The following is an 11885-nucleotide window of genomic DNA, read 5'->3' on the forward strand; positions in this document are numbered from 1 at the left end:
GCCGGCTCCAGCAGAATGTCCGAGCATTCTGCTGGGAATGGCCGGGTTAGTCGAGTTTGGCGGGCGGCGGCTCTTGCAGCGGTTTTTGCTCGCCGCTGACGGGGACGATGGTTTTGCTGTCGTCTTCGACCGGCACCAGTTTGTACTCCTGACCGTGGAGGTTCTTCAGGTACACCTCCATCTGCCGGAACGAGATGTTGATGTGCTGCTTCTTGAACTCGCGGTTGATGAAGCGGTTGACCTCGTCGATCACCGGGTTGCGGTCACCGAGGTCACGCACGTGCATGCGCAGCTCGTGGTCGAGGGTGCTTTCGCCGAAGTTGAGGAAGTACACGTGCGGCTCGGGTTCTTTGAGCACGCGCGGGTTTTCCCGGGCGGCCTTGAGCAGCAGTTCCTTGACCAGATCCAGATCCGAACCGTAATCCACACCGAGTTTCAGGGTCACCCGGGTGATGGTGTCGGTCAGCGACCAGTTGATCAGTTGCCCGGTGATGAACGTCTTGTTCGGGACAATGATGTCCTTGCGGTCGAAGTCGGTGATGGTCGTGGCGCGGATGCGGATCTTGCTCACGGTGCCCGACAGGTTGCCGATGGTGATGGTGTCGCCGATCCGCACCGGGCGTTCGAACAGGATCATGATGCCGGAGATGAAGTTCGCGAAGATCTCCTGCATACCGAAACCGAGGCCCACCGACAGCGCCGCCACCAGCCATTGCAACTTGTCCCAGCTCACGCCGAGGGTCGACAGGGTGGAGACGAAGCCGACCCCGGCGATCACGTAGGACAGCAGCGTCGTGGTCGCGTAGGCACTGCCCTGGGCCAGATTGAGTTTCGACAGCACGAACACTTCCAGCAGACCCGGCAAGTTGCGTGCGAGCGCAAAGGTAATGCCGATGATGATCAGCGCGCCGAGCATGTCGCCGATGCTGATCGGCACCATGCTCATGTTGGCGCCGGTGCCGCTGGTGTACTCGTAGAGGGTGATGTTGTCGAGGTACGAGAACACCGTGATCAGGTCGGCCCAGACCCAGTACAGCGCGGCGATGAAACCGCCGAGCAGGGCCAGACGGATCAGGCGCAGGGACTGTTCGTTGACCTTCTCGATGTCGAGGGTCGGCTCTTCGATCACCGCTTCGCCGTCGCCGGCTTCTTTCGCTGCCTGGCGTTTGGCCAGGGCGCGCTGGTAGGCCAGGCGCCGAGCGGCAACGGCCAGGCCGCGGACGAAAGTCGCCTCGATCACCAGCCAGAACATCAGCAGGTACAGGGTATTGATCAAACGGTCGCTGAGTTTCAGCGCGGTGTAGTAGTAGCCGAAGCACACCGCGACGAACAGCGCGATGGGCAGCAGGGTAAACATGATCCCCACGGCCTTGCGGAACAGCGAAGCGTTTTCGTGGGTCGGGCTGCTGATCAGCAGGCGACTCAATAGCCACGCCATCAGCGCGTAGCAGGTCAGCACCACCGGCATGCCGATGACGTCATCGGCCAGCGCCGCTGGTTGCAGTTCGGCGACTGCCACCACCGCCACGAGAGCCATGACCACCAGACCGAGGCGACGCACCCATCCCTGCAGGAATTCGACCTGCGGCTTCTCCCAGCGAAAGTGCAGTTCAGCCACACCGCCCGGCGCAAGAATCCGGTAAGCGGTGTAGAACACCAGCCATGCCTGACCCATTTGCAGCAGGGCGGCGCCCATGTTGGCGTTCTGGCCCCGGGCGTCGATCTGCAGCGCCAACCCGCACAAGGCGAGGCCCAGCGCCACCGGCATCGCCAGCAGGATGTTGATCAGGATCGCCTGCGGCGTGTGCCACTGGCTGTCGCGCTTGAAGTGGCCGATGTCCTGGTGAACCTTGTTCAGGCGTGCATACAGCTGCTTGCGCCGCCACAGCAAGGCGCCGATCAGCAGCGCCAGCGGCAGGAACAGCAGCGGACGCTGGGTCAGGCCGTCGGTCAGCTCGCTGAGGCTGGAGGCCAGCGGCAAGGTGTCGATCTGGCGTTTCAGGCGCTCCGGCACACCGCGCAGCCACTCGGAGTCCAGCGGCTTGTTGCTGGGAATCCAGAACATCTGCTCGTCGAGGGTCGCGCGCAGACTCTGGGCGGTGCTCAGCAGTTGTTTCTGGTTCAGTTGCAGGGTGATCGATTCATTGAGCATCGCGCTCAGTTCGCGACTCAGCCGTTCCAGCAGGTCGACGCGGGTATTGGCCAGATCCAGCAGGTTTTTGCGAAGTTGCGGTGTGACTTGCTCTGGCGGCTGGGTGGACAGCAGGGTGTCGACGTAAGTCGCCGGATTGCTCAGTTGTTCGCGCTGTTGGTTGATTTCGAACTGGTACAGGCGAATGTCGGCGATCTGGTCCGCCAGGTCGCGGTCGACCTTGAGGCGTGGCAGCGCCTGCTTCTGTTTATAGAGAATCTTCGACAGTAGCAGGCTGCCCTTGAGCACGTTGATCTGCTCGTCGAGGGCCGAATCGCTCTGGGTCACGCTGTCCAGTTGCTGCTTGGTCTGCAGGTTCTGCTGGGTCAGTTCGTTGAGGCGGTCGGTGCTTTTGAGCAGGTAGTCGGAGAGCTTGAGGTTGGCCGCGCTTTCGGTGGCCAGCAGGGTGCTGCTGCCGGACTTCTGAGCCTCGATCGATTGCTGCGTCACGGTTTCCTGAGACAGGGTCAGACGCTTCTGGTTGATCAGGGTCTGCAGTTCCTGGATCTCATGGTCCAGACGATCGGATTTTTCCGTGAGCAGGTCATGCTGGCTGTTGCCCAGATCCTGCAACTGGTTGTTGCCGGCCAGTTCCTGGCGACGCAACGGGATCAGTGCATTGAGCGCTGCCAGCTCGGCGTTTAGCAGGTCGCGTTGCTCGGCGCTCAGGGTCTTGCCGCTGTCCTTGCCGGTCTTGAGGATGCTGTTGATCTGCTGGATGCGGGTCTGGCTGCTGGCGATTTCTGCCTGGGCGCGCTCCGGCCGGGTCTGCGCGGTGATGATCAGGCTGTTGGCGTCGGCCAGGGCTTTTTGCAGGTCGCTTTGCTGGGTCGAGCGCTCGGTGAGGATCTGTTCCAGCTGCTGGATGTTCTCTTTGGTGAAGCGCTGCGCTACCGGTACCACGGCGGTGGCCTTGAGGCGTGCCAGTTCGCGGGTGTTCTCGATGGTTTGCTTCGGCGCCGTGGCCAGTTGCTGCTTGAGGTCGATCAGTTTCTGATCGTAGTCACGCCGGTTGTTGAGCTGGTTCAGCGTGTTTTGCAGGAGCGTTTGCAGGGCCTTTTTGTCGGCCTCGGGCAGTTTGCTGTCGGTGAGCTTGTCCAGGTTCGCCTGCACGGCTTCGCTGGACGGCGGTTCTGCGGCCTGCAGCGGGCCGACAGTAAGACTCAGGCCCAGCAGGGCCGCGAGGAAAAAGGAGCGCAGGGTAGGCATAGAGACCGGTCAAGCAAGTGAGAGTGGAGGCAGTTTAGAGGAAGAGCCCGGGGCCCGGGCGACTTCCTTCGGGGAATCTGACGCCCACTTTGGCGATCTTGTTCCCGTCCATGACCGCCACCGTCCAGTGGGTGTTGTTCCATTCCACCTGGTCGCCAACGATCGGTGCACCGCCGACTTTCTGGGCGATGAAGTGGCCCAGGGTCATGTCCGGATCGATGCCTTCGGCCGACAGGCCATAAAGGGCGGCAACCGCTTTGAGCTGGGCGTCTCCTTCGAGTACGAAGTCGCCGAAGAAGCGCAGATCGAGGCCCCGTTGCGGTGCCTGGCTGAACAGTTTTCCTAGGGCCGGCAAGTTGTGTTCGTGGCCGATAACACACAGCAAATCATCGACTTCCAGCACCGTACTACCCGACGGATGGAGCAGTTGCTGGCCGCGAAACAGGGCCGCGATACGGGTACCTTCGGGCATTTTCAGCTCGCGCAGGGGCGAACCGATGCACCATTTCTCCGCACCGAGCTTGTAAACGAACAGCTCCCACTCGCTGGTGATGTGCACTTCGAGGGCCGAACGGGAGATCGGCGCAGGTTCCGGCGGCACCGTCACCTTGAGCAGTCTGGCCACCCACGGCAGGCTCGTGCCCTGCACCAGCAAGGACACCAGCACGATGAAGAACGCGAGGTTGAAGTACAGCTGCGCATTCGGCAGCCCGGCCATCAACGGGAACACCGCCAGAATGATCGGTACCGCGCCACGCAGGCCGACCCAGGAAATGAAGGCCTTTTCGCGACCATGGAAGGCCTTGAACGGCAGCAGCCCGACCACCACCGACAGCGGCCGTGCGAACAGGATCATCCACAGCGCCAGACCCAGAGCCGGCAGGGCGATCGGCAGCAAGTCATGTGGAGTGACCAGCAAACCCAGCACCAGGAACATGCCGATCTGTGCCAGCCACGCCATGCCGTCGAGCATGTGCAGGATGCCGTGGCGGCTGCGCACCGGACGGTTGCCGATCACCAGACCGCACAGGTAAACGGCAAGGAAGCCGCTGCCGTGCAGGGCGTTGGTCAGGGCGAACACCACCAGACCGCCGGCGATCACCAGGATCGGATAGAGGCCGGTGGCGAGGTTGATCCGGTTGACCAGTTGCAGCATCAGCCAGCCACCACCGAGACCGATAACGCCACCGATGCCGAACTCGCGGATCAGGTGGGTCAGCAGGCTCCAGTGCAGGCCGGTCTGGCCGCTGGCGAGCATGTCGATCAGGGTCACGGTGAGGAACACCGCCATCGGGTCGTTGCTGCCGGATTCGATTTCCAGGCTGGCGGTCACCCGTTCGTTCAGGCCCTTGCCGCCGAGCAGCGAGAACACCGCCGCAGCGTCCGTGGAGCCGACGATGGCGCCGATCAGCAGGCCCTGGATCAGGTTCAGATCAAACAGCCACGCGGCGGCCATGCCGGTGAGCCCGGTGGTTATCAGCACGCCGACCGTGGCCAGCGACAGGGCGGGCCACAAGGCCACGCGGAAACTGGATACCCGGGTGCGCAAGCCGCCGTCGAGGAGGATCACCGCCAGCGCGAGGTTGCCGACCAGATAGGCCGTCGGGTAGTTATCGAAAATGATGCCGCCGCCATCGACCCCGGCGGTCATGCCGACCGCGAGGATGATCACCAGAATCGGGATGCCGAGACGCGACGAAAGGGAACTGACAAGAATGCTCGCACCTACCAGCAACGCGCCGATCAAGAACAGGCTGTTGATGGTCGTCGCATTCAAAGGCAGTACTCCAGAAGCGGAAAGACGGGCACAAACTGACCATGCAGTCTGCGTGCCAGCGATTCTAACCTGTTGAAATGTGATGCTGTCAAAAAGGTTTTTCAGCGGGGTGAAAGATCGTCCCCACGGGCGTGGGAACGATCAGTCTTGCGCAGGGTTAGAGGCTGAACCGCCCAACCATATTGTTCAGATCCAGCGCCAGGCGCGACAGCTCGTTGCTCGCCGCACTGGTCTGATTCGCGCCGGTCGCCGATTGCACCGACAGATCGCGAATGTTCACCAGATTGCGATCCACTTCCCGCGCTACCTGCGCCTGTTCTTCGGCGGCGCTGGCGATCACCAGGTTGCGCTCGTTGATCTCGACGATGGCGGTGTTGATGGTGTCCAGCGACAGACCGGCGCCGCGGGCGATGTTCAGGGTCGATTCGGCGCGCTCGGTGCTGTTGCGCATAGAATCCACGGCGTGTTCGGTGCCGCTCTGGATACTGCCGATCATGCGCTCGATTTCGCTGGTCGACTGCTGCGTGCGGTGCGCCAAAGCACGAACTTCGTCCGCCACCACGGCAAAACCGCGACCGGCTTCACCGGCGCGGGCCGCTTCGATGGCAGCGTTGAGTGCCAGGAGGTTGGTCTGGTCCGCGAGGCCACGAATCACGTCCAGCACCTTGCCGATGTCGCGGGATTCGTTGGCCAGATCGCCGATCAGGGTCGCGGTGCTCTGCACGTCGGCGCTCATGCGTTCGATGGCGCTGACGGTTTCCTGCACCAGATCACGACCGTCGCCGGCGGAGGTGGTGGCGTTTTTCGAGGCTTCCGAGGTGCTGACGGCGTTGCGCGCGACTTCTTCCACGGCGCTGGTCATCTCGTTGACCGCTGTGGCGGCCTGCTCGATTTCGTTGTTCTGCTGGGTCAGGCCACGGGCGCTTTCGTCGGTGACGCTGTTCAGCTCTTCGGCGGCGGACGCCAGTTGGGTGGCCGAGCCGGAAATCCGCTGCAGGGTGTCGCGCAGCTTCGATTGCATCTTGGCCATGGCCGCCAGCAGGCGCCCGGCTTCGTCGGTGCCGTCAACGTGGATCGGCTGGGTCAGGTTGCCTTCGGCGATGGTTTCCGCGGCGTCCAGCGCTTTGGAAATCGGCTTGGTGATGCTCAGGGTCAGCAGCCACGCAAAGAGGAAGGTCAGGCCGGTGGCGATCACCAGCAGCGTCACCACCAGACTGAAGGCCGAAGAAAACTGCTCGGCGGCTTGCTGGTTGGTCTGGCTGATCTGCTCGCCGTTGATCTGCATCAGGCGGTTGAGCACGGTGTTCATTGCTTCGGAGTTGTTCAGCAATTCGGTGTTCAGCAGGTTGCGCAGCTCATCCACTTGATTGTTGCGCGACAGGGTTTTCATCCGGTCTTCGATCTGGCGGTACTGGCCCAGCAACTGCACGTATTGATCGTAGGCCGCACGTTCCTGCGGGCTGCCGATCAGCGGCTCGTAGTCGGTCTGGGCCTTGCGAATCTGCTGGTTGCGCATTTCCAGCAGCTCGACGGTTTTCTGCTGGACGTCCGGCTCACGGTTCACCAGCAAGCGGTACGACAGCACCCGCAGACGCAGGGTCAGCTGGGTGAACTCGTCGAGGTTCTTGATGCTTGGCACGCTGGTGGTGGTGATGTTTTCGGCGGCGCCGCGGATCTTGCTCATCTGGTTCAGGGCGAACACGCCGAGAATCAGCATCAGGCCGCCGATCAGGGCGAAGCCGGTGAACGCCCGGGGGGCGATATTCATATTGCGAAGGGACATGGTGCGATTACCAGGGAAGGGCCGCATCCATGCGGGCTGAGACTGCTGTTGGATGACTTATCGGTCATACGACTAAAGTCTTGAGGCGGTGCGCGTATTTGTCGCATAAGGGGTCGGGCGACGAAGTGCAGGAACCAGATCGGCAGATCACAGTCTCTAACACTCGCAGGAATGGTCGACTGCCAGGAAAATCAAGGCCTTGCGCCGGTTTAATCCTGGCATCCACGACGACTTTTCTTTATCGTACGCGCCCTTTGAAAAAGCCCTGGAATATCAAAATGTTGGAAGCATCCCTCAGCCAATTGGAACAGCTCGTCAGCGACCTGGTGCAACAGAACCAGACCCTGTCGGAAACCAACCAGACCCTGTCCACGGAACTGGCCCAGGCCAAGGATGAAAACGAGAGCCTGCAACTGAGCCTGATGGAACAGGAAGAAAAGCACGGCGCCACCGCCGCACGCATCCAGGCCCTGGTTGATCGCGTCAACGCAGGTCCTGTCAGCGCATGAACCACGGCACAGCAGGGGTAAAAGTCATCTCCATCATGGGGGAGGACTATTCGATCAAGGCGCCGGCCGGGGAAGAACAGACCCTGCTGGACGCTGCATTGATGCTCAAGGCTGCGCTGGCCGACACCAAGCGCAAATACCCGACCCTGATCGGTGACCGCCTGCTGGTGCTGGCGGCGATGAATCTGTGTTCGCAGCAGATTGAAATGAAGAAGCAGCATCAGGAAGAACTCGAGCGTTACCAAGAGCAAGTCAGCGCCACGGTCGAGACCATCGCCAAGACCATCAATCAGGGTTGATGGGGTTGCGCACAACCAAAGAATAAGATTGTCGATTGCGTTGTATACAATCGGCACGGCTGTTGCAGTGTTTCAGCCTCTTATTCTTTGGGGGTGCTCCATGCAGTTCTGGCGTCGCAGTATTCAATGGCAGCTGATCCTCGGCATGGGCACCGCTCTGCTGGTCAGCATCCTGATCGTGGTTGGCATTTATACCCTGGTGGTCAACCGCCTCGCCCAGAGCTATCTGGTCGAACAGGCGTTGCCGTCGAGCATCGAAGCAACGCGCAACGACATCGAGCGAATCCTCGTTCAACCCCTCACTGCCGCCAAAGACATTGCCCGCAACACCATGGTCCGCGACTGGCTGGCCAATGGTGAAGACTCCGGCAAAACGGCGGGCTTTGCGCAGTATCTGGAAGGTATCCGCGCCGAACACAAGGCGTTCACCGCGCTGATCATCGGTACCGAATCCAATCACTACATCACCGAAAAAGGCCTGGATCGCACCCTCAGCCGATCCAAACCGGCCGATGCCTGGTTCTACTCTTTCCTCGACAGCAATCAGCCACGCACCCTGAATATCGATAACGACGGGGCCACTGGAGAGCTGGCGCTGTTCATCGATTTGAAGGTCGAACAGGCCGGCAAAGTGGTGGGTGTCGCGGGGCTCGGATTGAGCATGAAAGAGCTGTCCGAGCTGATCCACAACTTCAGTTTCGGTGAACACGGCAAGGTCTATCTCGTGCGTTCCGACGGTCTGATCCAGGTCCATCCCGAAGCACAGTTCAGCGGCAAGCGCACCCTCACGGAGCAGATTGGCGCCAACGCGGCACAAGCGGTCATGGGCCACAAAGTGGCGACCAGCAGCAGCTTCCAGCGCGATGGTGAAGACTTCCTTGCCTTCAGCCTGCCTTTACGTGACCTCGGCTGGACCTTGGTGGCCGAAGTGCCGCAGTCGCAAATCTACGCCGAAGCCCGACGCGCGATGTGGATGAGCAGCGGCATCGGCCTGGCGGTGGCACTGGTTTGCCTGGCACTGGTGATCTGGCTGGCCCAGGGACTGGTGCGACCGATTCGTCAGGTAACAGCTGCGCTGGTAGCAATCGGTAGCGGTGGTGGAGATTTGACCCATCGGTTAGATTCCAGCCGCGCCGACGAGCTGGGCGACCTCGCCCGGGGCTTCAACCGTTTCCTCGACAGCCAGCGCGGGATGATCGGCGAAGTGCTGACCACCAGCGAGCGTCTGCGTGTCGCCGTCGGCCAGGTGGCCAGGGTTGTGGATAACACCGCCGAGCGCTCCGGCCGCCAGCAGGAAATGACAGACATGGTCGCCACCGCTGTCCACGAAATGGGCCTGACAGTGCAGGAAATCGCCCAGAACGCCGGTAATGCTGCGCTCGCCTCGCAAACTGCCCGTGATGAAGCGATGCAGGCGCGGGAAGTGGTCGGCGGCTCGATTCGCCATATAGAAAGCATGTCCGATGAAATCGGCGTCGCGGCCGGCGCGGTGGGTGAACTGGCGCATCAGGTGGCGTCGATCGATCAAGTATTGGCGGTGATTCGCGGTGTTTCCGAACAGACCAATCTGTTGGCATTGAATGCGGCGATTGAAGCGGCGCGTGCCGGGGACATGGGGCGTGGTTTTGCGGTGGTGGCCGATGAAGTACGGACGCTGGCGCGCCGGACCCAGGCATCTACCGACGAGATCCAGCAGATGATCGGCAGCCTCAAGCAGGGGGCGGAGAATGCCGTGTCTTCAATGCGCACCGGTCAGGCTGCGACGGGGACTGGGGTTGAATCGAGTCAGCGCACCGGAGCGTCGCTGACCGCGATCACCGGGCAGGTCGAGCGCATCAGCGACATGAACCATCAGGTGGCGACGGCGACGGAAGAACAGTCGGCGGTGACCGAGGAGATCAACCGCAACGTGCAGGGGATTTCCGATCTGGCCCGGGCGACGGCGGGGGAGGTTCGGGCTTGTCGTGAGGATTGTCAGATGTTGCAGCGGCTGGCGGATGATCTGGCGCGGCAGATGGGTGGGTTCAAGTTGAGTTGAGTGCCAGGAGCCAAAGAGTCCCCTCACCCTAGCCCTCTCCCAAAGGGAGAGGGGACTGACCGAGTTGTCTTGCGTTAGACATCGACCTGAAAAACCGAGTCGATTATGGATTCGGCAAAGCACTTTCAGGTCGATGTACTTCTGAAGCATCCCCCATTCGGCTCCCTCTCCCTCCGGGAGAGGGCTGGGGTGAGGGCCGGCTTTAGAACCACTCATTTTGCATTGCCAGACACGTATCATCCCGAGCCTCCAGCAACGCCAGCTCATGCTGACAGCCCGGCACTTCCCACGTCAGAAAATACCGTGCCGCCTGCAACTTGCCCTTATAGAAGTCGGCATCCGCCGCATTCCCCTTGGCCAACCCTTCCTCGGCACGAATCGCCTGCTCCAGCCAGCGCCAGCCAATCACCGCGTGCCCGAACACCTTCAGGTACAGCGCCGAATTCGCCAGGCTGCTGTTGACCTTGCCCTGAGCCAGATCGGTCAGCAGGCCGATGGTCACGCTCTGCAGGCGTGCGACCAGTTTCTCCAACGGCTCACGCAGTGCGGTCAACGATTCGTACGCCACCGCGCGCTCGGCGGTATCGGCAATCAGGCGGATCAGTTGCTTGAGCCCGGCGCCACCGTTCTGCGCCAGTTTGCGTCCCAGCAGGTCCAGCGACTGAATACCGTGGGTGCCTTCGTGGATCGGGTTCAGGCGGTTGTCGCGGTAGTACTGCTCCACCGGGTACTCGCGGGTGTAACCGTGGCCGCCGAGAATCTGGATCGCCAGTTCGTTGGCCTTGAGGCAGAACTCCGATGGCCAGGATTTGACGATCGGCGTCAGTAAGTCCAGCAGCTCATGGGCCTGTTTGCGCTCGGCTTCGGTTTCCAGTGTGGTGGTGTCATCGAACAGTCGCGCCGCATACAGGCCGAGATCGAACGCACCTTCGACGTAGGATTTTTGCGTCAGCAGCATGCGTCTGACATCCGCGTGCTGAATGATTGCCACCGGCGCAGTCGTCGGGTCCTTGCTGTCCGGCACCCGGCCTTGCGGACGTTCGCGAGCGTATTCCAGTGAATACAGGTAACCGGCATAACCGAGCATCACCGCGCCCATACCGACGCCAATCCGCGCCTCGTTCATCATCTGGAACATATAGCTCAAACCGTGATGCGGCTTGCCCACCAGATAGCCGACACACTCGCCGTTATCGCCGAAGTTCAGCGCCGTGGACGTCGTTCCACGCCAGCCCATCTTGTGGAACAGCCCGGCCAGCAGCACGTCGTTGCGCTTGCCAAGGCTGCCGTCATCGTTGACCAGAAACTTGGGCACGATGAACAGCGAAATCCCCTTCACCCCGGCCGGCGCGTCCGGCAGCTTGGCCAGCACCATGTGCACGATGTTTTCCGAGAGCGGGTGATCACCGCCGGAAATGAAGATCTTGTTGCCCTTGAGGCGATAAGTGCCGTCGGACGCCGGTTCGGCGCGTGTACGAATATCCGACAGCGACGAACCGGCATGGGGTTCGGTCAGGGCCATGGTGCCGAAGAAGCGGCCGTCGATCATTGGTTGCAGGAAGCGTTGCTTCTGTTCTTCGGTGCCGAAACTTTCGATCAGGTTGGCCGCGCCCATGGTCAGGAACGGGTACGAGGTCGACGCCGCGTTCGCCGACTGGAAGTGGGCGAAGCAGGCCTGGGACAGCAGTGTAGGAAGTTGCATCCCGCCAGCGTCGAAACTTCGCGCGGCGTTGAGGAATCCGGCTTCGAGGAAGGCATCCACAGCCGGTTTCACTTCGGGAATCAGAATCGCCTGACCGTTCTCGTAGCGCGGTTCGTTCTCGTCGCCCTTGCGGTTGTGCGGTGCGAAGTACTTCTCGGCGATGTTGCGCGCCGTGCCGATGGCGGCATCGAAGGTTTCGCGGTTGTGCTCGGCAAACCGCTCGCGCCGGGTCAGGCCCTCGGCATCGAGGACTTCGTACAGCTCGAAAGCCAGATTGCGGGAACTGAGCAGCGTCTCGGACATGGCGGCCTACCTTTTTTTGGAATGGGCCGAGTCTAGGCGTGCGAATAAAGGCTGAACAGGAAGATTGATAACGG

The 11885-nt window shown here is 61.4% G+C and carries 7 protein-coding genes and 1 pseudogene; 3 read left to right on the forward strand and 5 right to left on the reverse strand.

Going from position 1 to position 11885, the window contains the following annotated elements:
• Positions 1 to 46 precede the first annotated feature (46 nt).
• The 4 genes and pseudogenes from mscK to CAG02_RS30255 all read right to left on the reverse strand — a co-directional run.
• On the reverse strand, positions 47 to 3400 hold the full coding sequence (gene mscK / locus CAG02_RS16590; RefSeq protein ID WP_085711090.1) for a mechanosensitive channel MscK: 3354 nt from the start codon (positions 3398 to 3400) through the stop codon (positions 47 to 49).
• Between the two features lie 34 nt (positions 3401 to 3434).
• Positions 3435 to 5177: a potassium/proton antiporter gene (locus CAG02_RS16595; RefSeq protein WP_085711091.1), complete on the reverse strand. Its 1743-nt coding sequence runs from the start codon at positions 5175 to 5177 to the stop codon at positions 3435 to 3437.
• A gap of 157 nt (positions 5178 to 5334) precedes the next feature.
• Positions 5335 to 6207 (reverse strand): methyl-accepting chemotaxis protein, encoded by an 873-nt coding sequence (locus tag CAG02_RS30250; RefSeq protein WP_371850982.1) that lies wholly within the window; start codon positions 6205 to 6207, stop codon positions 5335 to 5337.
• Between the two features lie 30 nt (positions 6208 to 6237).
• Positions 6238 to 6987 (reverse strand): annotated as a pseudogene (locus CAG02_RS30255) (MCP four helix bundle domain-containing protein); the annotation flags it as partial.
• A gap of 251 nt (positions 6988 to 7238) precedes the next feature.
• On the opposite strand from CAG02_RS30255, the gene CAG02_RS16605 reads away from it, so the two are divergent.
• The 3 genes from CAG02_RS16605 (at position 7239) to CAG02_RS16615 (ending at position 9806) form a co-directional block, all read left to right on the forward strand.
• Entirely contained in the window at positions 7239 to 7469 is a 231-nt protein-coding gene (locus tag CAG02_RS16605) for a hypothetical protein (protein ID WP_007952320.1), read from the forward strand.
• Positions 7466 to 7768: a cell division protein ZapA gene (locus CAG02_RS16610; protein WP_007952314.1), complete on the forward strand. Its 303-nt coding sequence runs from the start codon at positions 7466 to 7468 to the stop codon at positions 7766 to 7768. Before CAG02_RS16605 ends, CAG02_RS16610 begins: the two co-directional genes overlap by 4 nt.
• Positions 7769 to 7868: 100 nt before the next feature.
• On the forward strand, positions 7869 to 9806 hold the full coding sequence (locus CAG02_RS16615) for a methyl-accepting chemotaxis protein (protein WP_085711093.1): 1938 nt from the start codon (positions 7869 to 7871) through the stop codon (positions 9804 to 9806).
• Between the two features lie 202 nt (positions 9807 to 10008).
• Here the strand turns inward: CAG02_RS16615 and CAG02_RS16620 are convergent, their stop codons facing one another.
• Positions 10009 to 11811, reverse strand: a complete 1803-nt coding sequence (locus CAG02_RS16620) for an acyl-CoA dehydrogenase (protein WP_085711094.1) — start codon at positions 11809 to 11811, stop codon at positions 10009 to 10011.
• Positions 11812 to 11885 lie beyond the last annotated feature (74 nt).

This window comes from Pseudomonas sp. R43(2017) (assembly GCF_002112345.1).
In the GTDB taxonomy this organism is placed as follows: Bacteria; Pseudomonadota; Gammaproteobacteria; order Pseudomonadales; family Pseudomonadaceae; genus Aquipseudomonas; species Aquipseudomonas kribbensis.